Origin of the sequence: Arcticibacter sp. (assembly GCF_045629565.1) — a bacterium.
Classification (GTDB): Bacteria; Bacteroidota; Bacteroidia; order Sphingobacteriales; family Sphingobacteriaceae; genus Arcticibacter.
In genome coordinates, this window is sequence record NZ_JAZQRL010000091.1 from 48,911 (window position 1) to 65,184 (window position 16,274).

A 16,274-nucleotide genomic window follows, 5' to 3' on the forward strand; every position below is an offset into this window, starting at 1 on the left:
ATTCCACACTTCGGTAGCTTTGTCAAGCTAAAAACTATTAAAAGGCTTGATCCTTCTATTAGTAGTTCAAGACAAAAGATTTAAGCGTCAGTGCTATGAAAAAACAAACCATTAACAAAAGTATTGAAATTCAGGCGTCTGCTGAAAAAGTTTGGCAGATACTATGGAACAACGACAGTTATAAGAAGTGGGCAACGGCTTTTATGCCAGGCTCACATTATGCCGGAGATCTCAAGCCAGGTGGTAGAATACAATTCCTGGATCCCGAAAATAACGGGATGGAAAGTGATGTTGAATCGGTGACGAAGAACCGCGAAATAATTTTCCGCCATCTATTTGAATTGGAGGGTGGGAAAGAGGGGCGCAGCCTCGGGAACATGCGTGAGCAATATTTACTGAATGAGGAAGATGGCGTTACTACCTTATCAGTTAGCTCAGAAATGCCGGAAGAATACTTCGGAGAAATGGATGCCGCGACTGCCTCTGCCTTGCAGTTGATTAAAGAGCTGGCGGAGGAGTGATGCTCCTGTTCCTAGAAATAGGGGCGTGCCTGTTCATCCGCCTGGGCAAGGTTGGCAGCCCGCTCACTGAGCTCTGCTTTCTGCAAAGCTGAGGCCAATGCTTCCTTGCCAAGGTCCTGACAATATGCAGGGGTACCCGGTTGTTGTCTCCATGACTCAGATAGTGGTCCGCCGTCGATGGCGTCAAAGCCTATCTGATCAATGAGCTCCATGACCATCTGTTTGTCGTGATCGTCGTCACCGGCGACAGATAAAGCGATACGGTTAGGGCTATCAGCAGGAGCAGCCTTAGATGCCAGACTAGCTGCATAAATGTTGTTAAAAGCTTTGACTACAGGGTGACCAATTACCTGAGCTACCCATTCGCTATCCCTTACTCCATCATCAATGTCAGCGATTCTACCGTCGCGTGAAGGATAATAATTACCCGTATCGACAATGACCGCCTTAGATGAAGAAAACAAACCTTTTGGAAGGTCCATAATTGCCTTCTCCGGAATAGAGATGATGACAAGATCTTTGGCACCTGCGGCTTCTTCAGCTGTTGCCGGGGTAGCGCCCGTTTCTGACGCAATTGCGCCCAAGGTTTCAGGTCCCCTTGAGTTTGCAATCATCACCTCATGACCCAGATTGACGAGATATCGCGCCAATGCTTTTCCAATGTTCCCTGATCCAATTATTCCTATCCTCATGTTGTTGACTTTTAGTTGATAAGGAATTAATCATGACTTTGTTTTCCATATTCCGTTCCCCCTGACAACAATCAGTCAACCATCTGATTTCTATCAGCGTGATCTGAGCAGAAAAGACTGGAAATTTGTGGTACAATAAAAAATTAAGGTTATGGAAAAATTAATCAAATCAACACGAATTCCTTCTTTGAGAAGACTATTCGAAAATTTTGGAGCTAGTGACAGCTTTTTTGACGGACCTTTGTTTAACCGAGAAATACAAGTTCCGGCTGTTAATATCAAAGAAAATAAAAAAAGCTTTGAGATTGAAGTAGCGGCACCTGGTTTTGAAAAGGAAGACTTTAAATTGTATGTTGCCAACAACATCATAACCATTACCGCTGAACACAAAAAAGAAGAGCAGGATGAAAAGGACGGTTACATCCGCAAAGAATTTTCATCAGAAGCCTTCACCCGTTCGTTCAGTCTGCCCGACAATGTTAGTGAAGAAAAAATAAAGGCCAAATACGATAAGGGCATGCTTCGTCTGAAGCTAGAAAAATCATATACGACAGAGCCCGAAAGAAAATCTATTGCTGTCCACTAATATGATGATATAGGAGTCGCTTCGGCACCTTGGTGTTTAAAGTTACATGCCCTCACAAGTGTATTCCGAATTTCCCCCGGATGGCCGGGCGATTCCTTTTTAAAAAAATTGATTGACTTTGACAATAAAGAACATGGAAAGTAAAAATGGTGCAAGAAGCATAGAAGAAGCAGTCAAGTTATTTGAAGAAGGGCTTCCTGATCCTGGCAGAACAAATATACCAGCGGTATTCAACCACTTCACAGTAGACGAGAAAGATGTGGTTTTAGTTGCTCAAAGAGCCAAAAGTAGCGCAGGATACACCTGGAGAATCGAATATCCAAACTGATCCCGCTTCTTTAATAACTGTCTACTTCTGATTTAAGCGACTCAACCCACAAGTGGTGGGCAAAGAGCCGCTTTTTTTATCTTAAACCCAGCATTCCCGATCCAACTATCTATTATCAAATCGTTGCCCCGGAAAACCCTATTGGCTCGTATTTGTTATGAGTAAGGTTGAAGCAAATGTTTGAGTTACCGTTAAGATCTGCTCTAACCCATTTGCAAATCTAGTAGCTCATGAGAAAAATCCTGTTGATCGAAGATGATGATGAATTAAGTGAGAATCTCTCGGAGATTCTGCAGCTTTCAGGTTATCAGGTAATCAGAGCCTCAAATGGTAAGGAAGGTGTAGAGAAGGCCCTTAAGGAAAGGCCTGACCTTATTTTGTGCGATGTGGTGATGCCCAACCTTGACGGTTATAGTGTTTTACATATTCTTAGTCGCCATCCCGAAACTTTTTCCACCCCCTTCATTTTTCTTACAGGCAGGCTTGATGAAGCGGATGTACGCAAAGGTATGGGTATGGGAGCTGACGATTATCTTTTAAAACCATTTGATGAAAAGGATCTCCTAAATACCATCGAAGTAAGGCTGAGGAAGTCTGATTTTCTGAAAGGACGGACGGCTTCAGACCAAACGCCGTTTGTGGACTTCCTTGAGAACATTAATCAGGCCGAAAATATTGACCTGATTACCAGCCGGGATGTTCATCACTTCAAGAAGCGTCATATACTTTATAACGAGGGGGAGACTCCCATGTTTGTCTATTTTGTAGTTGAGGGAAAACTAAAAAAGTTCCTGATCAATGAGGATGGAAAGGAGCTGATTACGAACATGTATACCAGCGGCGATATCTTTGGCTATAAGGCCATCTTTGATGACGTTCCTTATGTAGAAAGTGTCGAGGTGCTTGAGGACGCCGACCTGATACTTATTCCTAAGGCAGACTTTATCCGATTAATCAATACCGACAGGCAAATAGCCCGCCGCTTTATAAAACTCCTTGCTCATAATGTAATAGAGAAAGAAGAGCAGCTTCTAAATCTTGCTTATAGCTCGCTCAGGAAGAAAGTGGCAAAGGGGATAATCGATATTATAGACAAATTTCAAGACGAAAAGAATGGAAAACCTGCTGTGCACCTATCCCGTGAAGATCTCTCCAATATGATAGGATCTGCACCTGAATCTACCATACGAACATTAAAAGAATTCCGTATGGAAAACCTGATAGATATTGCAGAAGACGGTAGCATCCGCGTTTTGAACGAGAAAAAGCTGCGTCATCTGCAATATTAAAACAGATCAGGAAACCAAGGGAACAGGACGCTTTATTTCGCCGCCTGTAACTAAAGTTGGTGTACTGGCATGCCTTCTTATAGCTGAAGGCGGAACAAAAAGTACAGGACAAGAGGTCTTGCCCATTCTGGAACTTCCGTGTAAATTAAAAGATAAGCTGTTGATCAATTCTTCGCAATCGGAACTGATTAGAATCATCAGGATGTCTTCCTCTCGAATCAATTCTCGTACATTCTGCGCAAAGTCGTTTTGATCCTCCCGGCAGGTAACCGTTATAGGAGGTTTGAATTCAGTGTCACGAGTGTGTTCTCTAAGTTGCTCTGCTAATGCCATCAATTTTGATTTTCTATCTTTTTCTACATCCAAGTATTCTTCTAGTTTCCACGGGTACTTTAACGATTTCTCTCGTTTTAAAGTAAAGGGATGATAGAGGTGTAATTTGGCTTCTACTTTGGTAGCGATGTTCATCGCATAATGGGCGGCGTACCCTGCTTCTTTCGATAGATCGGTTAATACTAATATTGTTTTCATGGCTGTTGTTTTGTTGTGAAAAGCAGCTAATCAGGCCTCCTCAAGCAGATTTTGCATCTTCTCGGTCTGAAGAAGATGTTCCATGATTGCAAAAAAGGCCTTTTTAAACCTTTTAAATGAGTTCATGAGTTCATTTTTCTTTTCGAGTAGATGCAGGTAGATCTTTTCATCCTGCCTGTCGAGCTGCGGTTGAGATTCAAGAGCTTTATCTTTGACCTTCAGAAGAAAAGCCACTGTTTCTTCGGAAAACAGGTTTTTTTCTTCTTCAAACTTGCTCAGTTGTCTGGCGATCTCCTGAACTTTACCTATACTTTCTTTATCGATGAGCGGAAGTAGGTATCTGTCAAGCAAAGTTCTGAAAAATCTGATCTCATCGTTGTAAAATCCTATTTCTGATCTCAGTTGTTCAACATCGGAATAGACGTAGGATAAGATAGGGGACAGATTATTTTTAGCTGATGTTTCCATAGTTCTATTATTTAGTTTGTTTAGCGATTCCTCTGATACAAATATGGAAAGGTGTCATAAATTAGCGGCTGATTTTCGTCAGCCGTGGAGGCGATTTTAATCAGTAAAAATCGGCTAGTGACCATCTGACTGTTTCGCTCGCCTTCGCAGCCATGTAGCTGTCATTTTCTACCCGGCGATTGCTTCAAATATAACGCGGAGCAATATCGTGGTGTATAAGGTGTTGGAGGACCAAGCACCGTGCAGCACCAATTTTGAAGTTCAGCAAGTATGTGCCACCTGTTATATTCACGGACTTGAAGGTTTCAGACATGCCGGTAACGACTGGTGAGAGTGCTCTTATCAGACGGGCTAATATCTTTCTGTAAAGAGACGAGCCTAAAAGCGTTTTACCAGAACATCAGGCCTCCAACAGAAAGGAGAGCCGCGCCGCATATTTGCTTAAAGCAGAAAAAAGGCTTATGTTGGGCTGCATGGGAACTAAAACACTTGCTATTGTAGGCTGTGGTAAACTCGCCGCAATTATTACCGATGCGTTGATTGAAGGTTTTCTGCCCGACTATAGGCTCATTGGAGCCTATTCTCGTACGGCAGAAAAAGCCAGAAATATCTCCGACAAAGTTCAAAGCGCAGAACCGGGCTATACCTGTACCACCTGTTATACCATTGATGAACTGCTGGCACTTAAACCAGACTATATTATCGAAACCGCTTCGCCGGATTCAATGAAAGCGCTCGCCCTGCCCGCTCTGAAAAACGGCTCATCAATAATAGCCTTGTCTATCGGAGCGTTCGCCGATACGGTATTTTACGAGGAGGTAAAGAAGACAGCGAGCGAAAATAATACACGGGTGCATCTTGTATCTGGTGCAATCGGAGGGTTCGACATATTGCGCACCGTCTCTCTGATGGGCGACTGTAAAGCGACGTTTCACACAGAAAAAGGCCCGAATTCACTTAAGAATACCGCCATATACGATGATTCCCTGCAGACTGAGAAGCGAAAAGTTTTTGAGGGAAATGCGCGGGAAGCAATCGCCCTGTTTCCAACCCGGGTAAATGTTGCGGTAGCGGCTTCACTCGCATCTGTAGGGCCGGAAAATATGAAAGTCTCCATGACCTCTACACCCGGTTTTACGGGTGATGAACACCGCATAGAAGTTAAAAGTGACCAGATCCATGCGGTGATCGATGTTTACAGTGCTACGGCGCAGATAGCAGCTTGGAGCGTGGTGAACGCACTCCGCAATATTACATCGCCTATTGTGTTTTGATGTATGACGTAATATTGGCCAGAACCTTTTCGCTCAGGCGGTTAAATGCCTGGCGGGTACGGCCTACAGAAACGTCCATACAGCGTACGTTAGGATGATGCAGAAAACGGTCGGAGCCTAGTGCAAGTGTAGTGTCACAGAAACATACATTATCGCCTTCTATCCATTTTGCAAAAGGGGCTTCGTCCCATGCCGGAGAAAGCCCGGTATTGAATAGTATTTTCCGATTTCCCAAATGCTCGAATTCTTTCTCGTGCAGGAGTACGGTATTTCTGTTGAGACAAGTGATGACCACCTCACTTTGTGAAAGTAGCTCTTCCAAAGGTAAAAAGCGATATCCTTTTTCTTTGGCTTCCAGCTTTTCGCTTCGTGAAAAATAAGCAATGTCGGCGCCAAAAAACTTAAGCGCGTCGGCTACCATGCCTCCTGATTTTCCAAGCCCTACAATTCCTGCTTTAATTCCGGTAATTTCCCGAACCTCGCCGTCCCATGGTTGCGCCTTAGTACCATCCGCATTTTCGCCGAAACCGTGCAGGCAACGAACCAGTTCGCTAATAACATATTCTACCACCCCTTCGTCGCCATAATCTCGCACTCCGGTAACAGTAATCCCCCGGGAGTTGGCATAGAGGATATCGACATTCGCGCTTTCGGCCGAATACAATGAACAGCACATGCCGATATATTTGATATCAGGGCATTTTTCAAGTGCGTCTTTACGCAGTTGCGATGTGTAGCTGAGCAACACGGCATCTGCGTCGCCAATTCTCAAAGCCATCTCTTCCGAATCAGAAGGGATATCCTGATACATGATTACTTCTTTTGCAAAAGTGTGCAGCTTTTCCTCCGCTGACGGAATTAAATTCAATGGTTCTATGGCCACTAATTTTTTAAACATTCTTCTTTCTTAAATATGAGCCTTTATTATAATAAAATTTAAGCACATCTGCAACGGAACAGGGGAAAGTTAGCGGGATGTCTGTGCGATGTCAGTCATCTACCTGGTATTTGTGTTATGAAATTCTTTATACAGATATTGCTCGTCGGTTACATGCTCCAACCAGTTTACAACTTTACCATCCAGATTTTCCTGAATGGCAATATGACTCATGGCATTTGTTGCTGAGGCACCGTGCCAATGTTTTTCATCCGGCTCAAACCAAACTACATCGCCAGGACGAACTTCTTCCACCAGACCACCTTCGCGCTGTACCCAACCAATCCCGAAGGTGATAACGATGGTCTGTCCAAGAGGATGGGTATGCCATGCAGTTCTTGCGCCTGGCTCGAAGGTAACGGTGGCTGAAGCGCCGCGACGCGTGTCGTTTGCATCGAACAGCGGATCGATGCGTACATCTCCTGTAAACCAGTCTAATGACCCTTTGCTTGATGGCCTGCTGCCTGCTTTTGTAATTTCCATAATGGTTTGTTTAACGTTAAGAATTCGCCTCAGTCGTGCGGAATCATAATAATCATCGCTTCATCATTTAATAAACTGGTGCTGCACCTGTTTGTTTAGTCGCGGTTTGCTTAAACGTATCGCGCCCTTGGAATATATCCTGTTAATGACACGTACTATTAAAATAAATTTTCCTGATAAACTAAGTTCGTTAGAACGACAGAAAAAGTTAAGGTAATTTTCGATTACATTCAGGACAACCATTCAACAGTAATGCATCAGGCGGCTTATAACGCATTCCAAAAGCTATATCTTACAATAACCGCCTATTTCTCTTTACTAAAGTTAAAATGAAATTCTTGCCATATGATAATTTTAAATAAGATATTCTTTAATAAACTTGAATACTTTGATTTTTTGCGTAGAGCTGGTTTAGGAGAAGGTTTTCTATTTTGATACAGGTCTTAGAATAAACATGGTTTAATATATGGTATGAGAAAAGTAATCGGGGCTATTAACACGACACTTGACGGGATTTGCGACCACACAGCAGGAGTTCCCGACGAAGAATTACATCAACACTACACGAATCTGCTAATTAGCACAGACGCCATTCTATACGGAAGGATAACCTATCAACTTATGGAATATTGGCGGACACTGCTGGAAAATCCTTCCAATACAAAATCAATGAATGATTTTGCTATCGCTATAGACAAAATCCCCAAAGTTGTTTTTTCGCAGACGCTGGAAAATGTCGATTGGAATACTGCAACTTTGGCTAAGCGAAGCCTTAAGGATGAGGTAATAGCACTTAAGAGGCAACCGGGGAAAGATATTTTAGTTGGAAGTCGTAGCTTAATCATACAGCTAATGAAAATGAGATTAATTGACGAATTGCAGCTTTGTGTTCACCCTGTTATCGCAGGTAGCGGTTCGCTGTTATTTGACAATATCAACGACCGGACTGTTTTCAAGCTCACAAACCATAAGGTATTTGATAGCGGTGCGGTGACGCTTTGGTATGAGCCGATAACCGAGGACATGTGAACCGCTGATAAGCCGTCTATGTCGAAATAATCACTTCATAGATCATAGTAGAAAGCAAGACGCATGAACAGTATCAACAACACCATCCGGGAACTGGAACTTGCCCAAATTGGTTGGGTAGTGCCTGATATTGACGCCGCGGTGATTTTGATGAAAGATGCCTTGTGATACATATCAAACTATAGGCGTCGCTACCGAGATAATGGGCATTACACCCGAGGGATGGCAAGCGATCGAACGGATGCAGAAAATGAAGTGATTGCGGTTATCCGCAGGTTTTCTGAGCTGGGAGAACGATACCTAAACTTTAGTGATCTTTTCCGTGATCAAATTAACCGTTCTTCCCATCTTTTTTTGGATGATTTCAAAGTGATGTAACTCACTTATGCTCACTAACGAAATGGCGTCGCCAACTGCTTCTGCACGGCCGGTTCTTCCAATTCGATGGATGTAATCTTTCGGAGATCTGGGTAAATCATAGTTAATTACGAAAGGAAGAAAGTGAATATCAATTCCCCTTGCCATTAGATCTGTGGACACTAATACTCTCAACTTCCCCGATTTGAAGTGCGCTAAAGTATCAGTTCTCGCTCCCTGACTTTTCTTACTGTGGATCGCTTTTGCGTCGATATTATTCTTCCGAAGTTTATTGACAACAGCATCAGCCTGGTGCACAGAGGATGCGAAAATCAGGACTTGCTTCATTTGGTGATGGTTGATCAGGTAACGCAGGAAAGGGCCTTTTTGATCCGGCGAGACGAGGTAAGCCACCTGTCTGATCGAATCCAATGAAGCTTCTTCTGCCGCTATCTTAACCACCACTGGTTCTCTAAGCATGATTTGGTGGATATGTTCGATATCGTCACTCAGCGTGGCCGATAACAATATATTCTGGCGTTTCACCGGCAAAAGTGCTATAATTTTATCCAGCTCATCTTTGAAGCCTAAACTGAGCATTTTATCCGCCTCATCAAGCACAAGTGTTTGAACGCCCGATAAGTTTATGGAATTGGCACCGACTAATTCCAATAATCTTCCCGGCGTGGCAACCAGCACATTCACGCCTTGTAATGCCATCATTTGTGGATTAATGGACACTCCGCCATATACTGCCATTGTCTTAACAGATTGCGGTAGTGCGCCGCTAAAAACCTGGAAAACACCATTTATTTGTTCAGCTAATTCACGGCTGGGGACCAAAACCAGCACATTGGCATGGCGGTTTTTCAGCCCTATAGATCCTTGCAAATTCGTGAGCAGAGGCAATACATAACTAGCGGTTTTTCCAGAGCCTGTTTTGGCTATAACCAAAACGTCTTTGTTAGCTAAAATAGCTGGTATGGCACGCTCCTGGATAGGAGTGGGTGTTGTAAAAGTTTGCTGTTCCAGCGTCTTTAACAAAGCAGGGGATAAACCAAGAGAACTAAATGGCATAGAGGTCGATTTTTTTAATGCACGAAGATACAATTACGAAATACATCAACAGCAGTGCCTTTGTATTTTACAGCGTTATGCAAATAAATTCAGTTTATCCAAACCGGCCGGAGACCAGTCACCCGTGGCCAGCGCAATCGGGTTGCCGGGAGATGAGCATCAGGCTTGTTTAAAAATATGATGTTGGAATTATTGAAAATCGATAAGAATGCATAACATTGCAGCTACCGACAGAGTATGATAACAAGGCTGTTAGAAACTGATAACTCACGTACTACCATTATAATCAGATTGATGGTCGGTGCAGTATTTGTTTCTGAAGGAATTCAGAAATTCCTTTTTACAGAGAAAATTGGTGCGGGAAGGTTTGCCCGAATAGGATTGCCCAATCCAGATTTCTTGGGTCCTTTCGTCGGGACCGTCGAAATACTGTGCGGAACATTGGTTCTTTTGGGCTTTTTAACCCGGTTTGCATCTGTTCCCTTGCTTATCATCATGATCGTTGCACTGACCTCCACGAAGTTACAGTTATTAAATGATAGTGGCTTCTGGACGATGCTTCACGATAGCAGAACGGACTGGTCCATGTTGCTGGGAAGCATATTTTTGATAATTAAAGGTGGTGGTAAGTGGTCTATAGATAACATGCGTATCTATTTTCTATTTCGTCAAGATAAATAGCTTTAAGGCGGTTCTGCCATTAAACGGTTCTCTTTCATCAGCCCCGGTGAAAAGTAAAATCACCATTTTTTCGGGATTTAGAGACAAACCAGCTTAGTTTGAAGTAAGGCTTCTTTTGGGCGGTTATAATAATTTCAAACCGTCATTGCGGTAGGCAACCAAAGACGGACTGTCACTTGGTAGTTCGGTGATTAAATAATTGACCTGATTGAAATCACAGATTTTTATCCTTTGCACGGTATTCAGCTTTTCTGAAATGGTTAAGATAGCTACTTTTTTCGCCGAACGGATTATTGCTTTCTTAACCTGGACGACTTCCCAGTCCATATCGCTGAGTCCGTCTTGAATGGAAAAAGCATTTGCTCCTAATAAACACAGATCGACTTTTATTTCAGATAGTTGGTTAACTACGATAGAACCGATGTGCAGGTTGGCGTTTTTATTTAACTTTCCTCCAATGGTAATGACGTCAAGATTGGTATGATCGGACAGCGTAATGGCTACCTGGGGACTTATAGTGAAAAAAGTGACCTTCAGGTTATCTGGGATCATCTTCGCCAATTCGAGGATTGTCGTTCCTCCTTCTGTGAGGATCACCATATTATTCTTGATAAGGCTTATCGTCTTTTCTGCAATCTTCTGCTTTTCGCTAACTGCGTATACTTCATTCTGGCTATTAAAAGGAGCAACAAAAGACTTACTTGCAGCTCCTCCATGTACTTTCAGAATCAATCCGCTTTCAGCTAATTCTTTGAGATCCCGCCTGACTGTATCGTCCGAAACATCTAGGAGTGTGCTTAAGTCTGTAGATAATACCTTGTTATGTAAATTAATCTCACGCAGAATTAATTTATGTCGGTCTTCTTTACGCATGGTGGCTTACTAAATTGACTAGGTGCAAAGCTATCAATTATTTTTTCAAAAAAATTTGCATTGATGAGTAAATGCGGTTATACTTGTTTACATAAACGCATAAAAAACGCAAATGCAGGATTTCTCAGTTAGTTACAAACATTATTGCGGTTTAAAATTCTATTTTGCGGATTTTGTGCGTTTTCCTGCGTCTCTAATTATCATTAATATATGTATAAAATTTTACAATTTCTATTAATTCTTTTGCTGGTAGTGGCAGAAGCTAGAGCCGGAAAGACACATTTACGTCCGGAATTTGCAGCCCGGGGGGCTAGCATCACAGGTGAGGGAGTACAGGTATCCTCTCACTATCAACAGGTTCTGGTTACGGGTCGGGTTGTAGACGAGAGGGATTTACCGCTTCCGGGGGTTTCCGTCCGGATAAAGGGAACAAGTCGAGGAAGCGTGACCAATGCCGATGGAAAATTCTCTATTGAGGCGAAACCTGCTGATTCCTTGCAGTTCTCATTTGTGGGCTATAAAGTACAGACTGTTGGGGTGGGTGCCAGGCGGATTCTTTCAATTAAGCTCTTACCGGATTTGGGAGTCCTTGATGAAGTTACGATTGTTGGTTACGGAACGCAGAAGAAAGTTTCGGTTACAGCTTCTCTATCCTCAGTTTCCGTTAAAGAGATGCAACGGGTTTCCACGCCATCTATTTCTAATGCAATCGCCGGAAAACTCCCTGGTATCATAACCCGGCAATCGAGCGGCGAACCAGGCTATGACGCGGCGCAGGTGTACATCAGAGGATTGTCGACCTTTGCGAACAACGGGCCACTCGTGTTGATTGACGGTGTAGAGCGTGATATGAACCAGATCAACGCTCAGGAAATAGAAAATTTTACTATTTTAAAAGATGCGTCTGCGACAGCGGTATACGGGGTGAGAGGTGCTAATGGTGTAATACTCATCAATACAAAGCGGGGCGAGCTAGGGAAACCTCAGGTGACGTTCAGGTCCGAAGCCGCCGGATTAACGGCAATGCGTCTTCCCGAATATATCAATGGAGCCGAATATGCTTCGTTGATGAATGAGGCACTTTCTTATGCGAATCAGGCTCCACGTTGGAGCGACGAAGAAATTCAAAAGTTTGCCGACGGGACTGACCCATACTTATATCCCAGTTCTGACTGGACGAAAGCGGTGCTCAAAAAAGACACCTGGCAGACCATCCAAAATCTAAGCGTTACAGGTGGATCTGATGTAATAAAATATTACACCAACGTGGGATTCACTCTACAGGACGGGATATATAAGCAGGATCCCGCAAATAAATTTAATACAAATGCAAATATCAAGCGATATAACTTTCGTAGCAATGTGGACATCAACTTATCCAAGAGTTTGACCATGCAACTTGGGTTAGGTGGAATCATTCAGAACGGGAATTATCCAGGATTTTCAGCACCTGATATTTTTAATTCTCTGAAGGTTATTTCGCCAATAGCCTACCCTATTACCAATCCAGATGGGACACCGGGAGGGGCGCAGACTTTTATCGGATGGAATCCATGGGGTCGCGTATCCCAATCGGGATATTCTACCCAGGACAGAAGCACCTTGCAAGGCACTTTCGCGGCTAACTGGGACCTGTCTAGTTTTACTACCAAAGGTTTGTCGCTAAGAGGCTTGTTTTCTTATGACCGCTACGCTCAGACAAACAACGTCAGGATAAAAGAATTTGAAGTGAAAAGGTACCTTGGGACGAACCCAGAGACCGGAGAAGATATGTACAGCGCTTCTTTTCGTGAGGAAAAACCCCTTTCGTATGGGATACAAAACGGGGGTAACCGTGCCATCTATACCGAGCTTCAACTTAACTACGATCGTGTTTTCAACCGCCATGCTGTAACATCCATGCTGCTATTCAATGAACGGGATTATGTGGATCTGACAGCCGGTGAATCAGTTTTGAATATTCCATATCGCAGGCGCGGGCTCGCAGGCAGGGCTACTTACAGTTACGATAATCGCTATTTGCTGGAAGCTAACTTCGGATATAATGGTTCTGAAAACTTTCCTAAAGGGAAAAAGTATGGATTTTTTCCTTCTTTATCGGCGGGTTGGGTCATTTCTAATGAGAAGTTCTGGGATATCCCCGTCGTGAGTAATTTCAAGATCAGAGCGTCACGTGGAAAGGTCGGAAATGACCAAATTGGTAGAAGATTCCTGTATATGAGTACCATCCGAACCAATGGACAGTCATACTTATTTGGCCCGGGTCAGGAGCTGATGTACGGAATGGAAGAGAATGCTATCGGAAATCCGGATGTCACCTGGGAAACAGCGATGAAGAACAATATAGGCCTCGATCTTGGGTTGTTTAGCGATAAGGTAACGCTCCAAATCGACGCCTTTAATGAGCATAGAAAAAACATATTGCTGCAGCGCCAGACCGTTCCGGCCGTAGCCGGGTTCTTTCCATGGTCGATCCCATTTGGAAACCTTGGTCAGGTTAAGAACAAAGGGATCGATGGCTTACTTGAAATTAGAAATACCACCTCTAAAGGTTTGTTTTATTCCTTCAGAGGGAACTTTACCTTTGCAAAGAATAAAGTTATTGAGAACGACGAACCCGTTCAACGTTTTCCATACCTAACCGGGAAGGGTCTTCCCCTTGGACAGTCATTTGCATTTGTTGCAGATGGTTTCTTTCAGAGTCAGGAAGAAATTGCAATGAGTCCCCGCCAGGTATTCTCTAACGTGAGGGTTGGAGATGTGAAATACAAGGATATTAATGGGGATGGTTTAGTAGACGCCTATGACCAGATACCAGTGGGAAATCCCCGTCTGCCTCAAATGACCTTCGGGTTCGGTACTACGTTTGCATTCAAAAACCTGGATGTCAGTGTCTATTTCACCGGTGCTGCCAAAACGAGCATTTTCTTGAGCGGACTATCGATGTGGCCGTTCTACGAAGGCCTGGGGGTTAATAACGTCCTAAACGAATACTATGATAACCGCTGGACTCCTGATAACCCTAATGCTCTGTATCCAGCTATTGATGTAGGGAATAATCCTAACAACTTCTTGAACTCTACTCTCTGGATGCGCAACGGAAATTATTTGCGCTTACGTAATGCGGAGTTGGGCTACACCTTTCCACAAAAGCTGTCGCGGAAGTTTGGCATGAGCACACTTCGGTTCTTCGTGAACGCAGTTAATCTGGTAACCTGGGATCACATCAAGATTATAGATCCGGAATCAAACGATGGTACCGGGGGATATCCGTTGCAAAGATCATTTAATGGTGGCTTTCAGGTCAATTTTTAAATCAATAGTCGTATTAACATGAAGAAATATATCAAATATATAGCCTCAGGCATCTTGATGCTCCAATTAGTAGCAGCCTCATCGTGTCGTAAAGATTTCCTGGATAAAAGCCCTGAAGAAGATATCGCCATTGAAGATGCTTTTCTGCAACGCCGGTATGCGGAGGCGTTTTTGGTAGACATATATGCGGGCTTACCGAATGAGATCTATTTCACGGATATGTCCGACATTAATCCCTTTATTGTGGCATCTGATGAGATGAATATCCCTTGGCCGGAGAAGTTTCCCAAGATGATGAATAAAGGGTCATGGAATGCGTTTAACGTAGCCGGCCAGATCTATAAGAACATGTACGAAGGGATCAGAAAAGCGAATATCTTTCTGAAGTACATTCCTCTTACACCCATTTCAGCTGAGTTTACTGAGGCAACCAAGCAGCGATGGATTGGTGAGGCGACTTTTCTCAGAGCCTTTTATCACTTTCAACTGATGCGTATTTACGGCCCTGTTGCGATCATGGATTATCCGGCAGGGGTGGCGGATGACTTCACTGCGATCAGGCGGAAACCACTGGAGGAATGTGTTGCCTTCGTTGTTGGCGAATGCGACAGGTCAATTGCCATGCTGCCCATGCACGTGGTCGAAAACAGAGACCTGGGCAGGCCCACAGCCGCTGCCGCACTCGCTTTAAAAGCGAGGGTTCTTTTGTATAACGCAAGTCCTCTTTGGAATGGAAATCCGGACTATAGGTCTTTCGCCGACAATCAGGGAACGAAGTTGTTCTCCCAGGAATACGATAGGAACAAATGGGCGTTGGCGGCTACGGCTGCAAAAGAATGTATATCTGCATGTGAGGCGGCGGGTTACCATCTGTATAGGAGATATCCTGCTAATCCTGTGCAAAATTATCAGCAACTTTTCATTGATAATAATAATTCCGAAGTGTTGTTTGCAAGAAATTCTGGACGTGATGCCTGGATGGAGTTGAGTGCATTTCCCGGAAGTTTGGGAGGTTGGAATGGCTGGAACCCTACACAAGGTCAAGTTGATGCATATGAAATGGAAAACGGCGTTCAGCCAATCACGGGATATATGGCAGATGGTTCGGCGATCATAGATCCTGCATCTGGATACACCGAATCAGGATATGCCGCCACAAAGGACTCGGAGGGACGCTGGCTGGAGGGGACGAACAATATGTACGTCCGCCGGGACCCCCGATTTTACGCTACCATCAATTTCAACGGCGCCTTTTTCGTTGATCGTCGCCTTCAGTTCTGGCAAACTGGTGCTGATGGAAGGGGGAACGCCGGCAGAGATTTCAACACTACGGGCTATCTGCTTAAAAAGTTCGTAGATCCCGGCGTCAGTATCACCCAACAGCGATACACGCTTAAAACCTGGATTTTCTTTCGTCTTGGGGAGTTCTATCTAAACTATGCTGAAGCACTCAATGAAGCAGAAGGCCCGGTAGCAGATGTTTACAAACATGTAAACGACATCCGCAATCGTGCCGGAATGCCAGACTTGCCATTGGGCCTTAGTGCGGAAGAGATGCGAAAAAGAATCTGGAACGAGCGTCGTGTCGAACTTGCCTTTGAGACACACCGATATTTTGACTGCCACCGCTGGAAGATCGCGGCTCAAACAGACAAAGCTCCCGTATATGGAATGAATATTTCGGCGGGTACGAGTTTAACTGATGATAGCTTCTATAAACGCACTTTAGTAGAAACGCGCGTGTTCAGTGCTCCTAAGCATTACCTGTTCCCGATCCCACAAAGTGAAATAGACAAAAATCCTAATCTAATTCAAAATCCCGGATGGTAATGC

At 43.8% G+C, this 16,274-nt stretch carries 16 protein-coding genes; 9 read left to right on the top strand and 7 right to left on the bottom strand.

The annotated features are described in order from the left end of the window. Positions 1-95 precede the first annotated feature (95 nt). Positions 96-521: an SRPBCC family protein gene (locus tag ACKI5J_RS11040; protein WP_407429447.1), complete on the top strand. Its 426-nt coding sequence runs from the start codon at positions 96-98 to the stop codon at positions 519-521. A gap of 11 nt (positions 522-532) precedes the next feature. Here ACKI5J_RS11040 and ACKI5J_RS11045 read toward each other — a convergent pair whose 3' ends face one another. Then, positions 533-1,213: an NADPH-dependent F420 reductase gene (locus ACKI5J_RS11045; RefSeq protein WP_407429449.1), complete on the bottom strand. Its 681-nt coding sequence runs from the start codon at positions 1,211-1,213 to the stop codon at positions 533-535. A gap of 151 nt (positions 1,214-1,364) precedes the next feature. Between ACKI5J_RS11045 and ACKI5J_RS11050 the strand changes: the two genes are divergently transcribed. The 3 genes from ACKI5J_RS11050 to ACKI5J_RS11060 all read left to right on the top strand — a co-directional run bounded on the left by ACKI5J_RS11050 (position 1,365) and on the right by ACKI5J_RS11060 (position 3,416). Then, positions 1,365-1,799, top strand: a complete 435-nt coding sequence (locus ACKI5J_RS11050) for an Hsp20/alpha crystallin family protein (RefSeq protein ID WP_407429451.1) — start codon at positions 1,365-1,367, stop codon at positions 1,797-1,799. A 112-nt stretch (positions 1,800-1,911) separates the two neighbouring features. Continuing rightward, complete coding sequence (locus tag ACKI5J_RS11055) at positions 1,912-2,127, top strand: hypothetical protein (RefSeq protein WP_407429453.1); 216 nt, start codon at positions 1,912-1,914, stop codon at positions 2,125-2,127. Positions 2,128-2,357: 230 nt separating this feature from the next. Beyond that, positions 2,358-3,416 (top strand): response regulator, encoded by a 1,059-nt coding sequence (locus ACKI5J_RS11060; protein ID WP_407429454.1) that lies wholly within the window; start codon positions 2,358-2,360, stop codon positions 3,414-3,416. A 6-nt stretch (positions 3,417-3,422) separates the two neighbouring features. On the opposite strand, the gene ACKI5J_RS11065 is transcribed toward ACKI5J_RS11060, so the two are convergent. Continuing rightward, entirely contained in the window at positions 3,423-3,947 is a 525-nt protein-coding gene (locus ACKI5J_RS11065; RefSeq protein WP_407429456.1) for a universal stress protein, read from the bottom strand. Between the two features lie 30 nt (positions 3,948-3,977). After that, on the bottom strand, positions 3,978-4,415 hold the full coding sequence (locus tag ACKI5J_RS11070) for a hypothetical protein (RefSeq protein WP_407429458.1): 438 nt from the start codon (positions 4,413-4,415) through the stop codon (positions 3,978-3,980). Between the two features lie 473 nt (positions 4,416-4,888). On the opposite strand from ACKI5J_RS11070, the gene ACKI5J_RS11075 reads away from it, so the two are divergent. Then, on the top strand, positions 4,889-5,689 hold the full coding sequence (locus tag ACKI5J_RS11075; protein WP_407429460.1) for an aspartate dehydrogenase domain-containing protein: 801 nt from the start codon (positions 4,889-4,891) through the stop codon (positions 5,687-5,689). Here ACKI5J_RS11075 and ACKI5J_RS11080 read toward each other — a convergent pair. Both ACKI5J_RS11080 and ACKI5J_RS11085 read right to left on the bottom strand, forming a co-directional pair. Then, positions 5,676-6,587: an NAD(P)-dependent oxidoreductase gene (locus ACKI5J_RS11080; protein ID WP_407429462.1), complete on the bottom strand. Its 912-nt coding sequence runs from the start codon at positions 6,585-6,587 to the stop codon at positions 5,676-5,678. The genes ACKI5J_RS11075 and ACKI5J_RS11080 overlap by 14 nt on opposite strands. A gap of 99 nt (positions 6,588-6,686) precedes the next feature. Further along, positions 6,687-7,109, bottom strand: coding sequence for a cupin domain-containing protein (locus ACKI5J_RS11085; protein WP_407429464.1), 423 nt, complete (start codon positions 7,107-7,109; stop codon positions 6,687-6,689). Between the two features lie 471 nt (positions 7,110-7,580). On the opposite strand from ACKI5J_RS11085, the gene ACKI5J_RS11090 reads away from it, so the two are divergent. After that, positions 7,581-8,138 carry a dihydrofolate reductase family protein gene (locus ACKI5J_RS11090; protein ID WP_407429466.1) on the top strand — a complete coding sequence of 186 codons (558 nt, stop codon included), beginning with the start codon at positions 7,581-7,583 and terminating at the stop codon, positions 8,136-8,138. Between the two features lie 300 nt (positions 8,139-8,438). On the opposite strand, the gene ACKI5J_RS11095 is transcribed toward ACKI5J_RS11090, so the two are convergent. Next, positions 8,439-9,572 (bottom strand): DEAD/DEAH box helicase, encoded by a 1,134-nt coding sequence (locus ACKI5J_RS11095; RefSeq protein ID WP_407429468.1) that lies wholly within the window; start codon positions 9,570-9,572, stop codon positions 8,439-8,441. Positions 9,573-9,809: 237 nt separating this feature from the next. On the opposite strand from ACKI5J_RS11095, the gene ACKI5J_RS11100 reads away from it, so the two are divergent. Further along, on the top strand, positions 9,810-10,253 hold the full coding sequence (locus tag ACKI5J_RS11100) for a DoxX family protein (RefSeq protein ID WP_407429470.1): 444 nt from the start codon (positions 9,810-9,812) through the stop codon (positions 10,251-10,253). Between the two features lie 123 nt (positions 10,254-10,376). On the opposite strand, the gene ACKI5J_RS11105 is transcribed toward ACKI5J_RS11100, so the two are convergent. After that, on the bottom strand, positions 10,377-11,126 hold the full coding sequence (locus ACKI5J_RS11105; protein WP_407429472.1) for a DeoR/GlpR family DNA-binding transcription regulator: 750 nt from the start codon (positions 11,124-11,126) through the stop codon (positions 10,377-10,379). A gap of 210 nt (positions 11,127-11,336) precedes the next feature. Here ACKI5J_RS11105 and ACKI5J_RS11110 point away from each other — a divergent pair, with 210 nt between their 5' ends. After that, a complete protein-coding gene (locus tag ACKI5J_RS11110) occupies positions 11,337-14,441 on the top strand; it encodes a SusC/RagA family TonB-linked outer membrane protein (RefSeq protein ID WP_407429474.1) in 3,105 nt (1,034 codons plus the stop codon). An 18-nt stretch (positions 14,442-14,459) separates the two neighbouring features. Continuing rightward, on the top strand, positions 14,460-16,271 hold the full coding sequence (locus tag ACKI5J_RS11115) for a RagB/SusD family nutrient uptake outer membrane protein (protein WP_407429476.1): 1,812 nt from the start codon (positions 14,460-14,462) through the stop codon (positions 16,269-16,271). Positions 16,272-16,274 lie beyond the last annotated feature (3 nt).

Bases quoted from the DNA above. Each gene is read 5' to 3' on its own strand.
- ACKI5J_RS11040 (WP_407429447.1), top strand. From the start codon at position 96: ATGAAAAAACAAACCATTAACAAAAGTATTGAAATTCAGGCGTCTGCT.
- ACKI5J_RS11045 (WP_407429449.1), bottom strand. From the start codon at position 1,213: ATGAGGATAGGAATAATTGGATCAGGGAACATTGGAAAAGCATTGGCG.
- ACKI5J_RS11050 (WP_407429451.1), top strand. From the start codon at position 1,365: ATGGAAAAATTAATCAAATCAACACGAATTCCTTCTTTGAGAAGACTA.
- ACKI5J_RS11060 (WP_407429454.1), top strand. From the start codon at position 2,358: ATGAGAAAAATCCTGTTGATCGAAGATGATGATGAATTAAGTGAGAAT.
- ACKI5J_RS11065 (WP_407429456.1), bottom strand. From the start codon at position 3,947: ATGAAAACAATATTAGTATTAACCGATCTATCGAAAGAAGCAGGGTAC.
- ACKI5J_RS11070 (WP_407429458.1), bottom strand. From the start codon at position 4,415: ATGGAAACATCAGCTAAAAATAATCTGTCCCCTATCTTATCCTACGTC.
- ACKI5J_RS11075 (WP_407429460.1), top strand. From the start codon at position 4,889: ATGGGAACTAAAACACTTGCTATTGTAGGCTGTGGTAAACTCGCCGCA.
- ACKI5J_RS11080 (WP_407429462.1), bottom strand. From the start codon at position 6,587: ATGTTTAAAAAATTAGTGGCCATAGAACCATTGAATTTAATTCCGTCA.
- ACKI5J_RS11085 (WP_407429464.1), bottom strand. From the start codon at position 7,109: ATGGAAATTACAAAAGCAGGCAGCAGGCCATCAAGCAAAGGGTCATTA.
- ACKI5J_RS11090 (WP_407429466.1), top strand. From the start codon at position 7,581: ATGAGAAAAGTAATCGGGGCTATTAACACGACACTTGACGGGATTTGC.
- ACKI5J_RS11095 (WP_407429468.1), bottom strand. From the start codon at position 9,572: ATGCCATTTAGTTCTCTTGGTTTATCCCCTGCTTTGTTAAAGACGCTG.
- ACKI5J_RS11100 (WP_407429470.1), top strand. From the start codon at position 9,810: ATGATAACAAGGCTGTTAGAAACTGATAACTCACGTACTACCATTATA.
- ACKI5J_RS11105 (WP_407429472.1), bottom strand. From the start codon at position 11,126: ATGCGTAAAGAAGACCGACATAAATTAATTCTGCGTGAGATTAATTTA.
- ACKI5J_RS11110 (WP_407429474.1), top strand. From the start codon at position 11,337: ATGTATAAAATTTTACAATTTCTATTAATTCTTTTGCTGGTAGTGGCA.
- ACKI5J_RS11115 (WP_407429476.1), top strand. From the start codon at position 14,460: ATGAAGAAATATATCAAATATATAGCCTCAGGCATCTTGATGCTCCAA.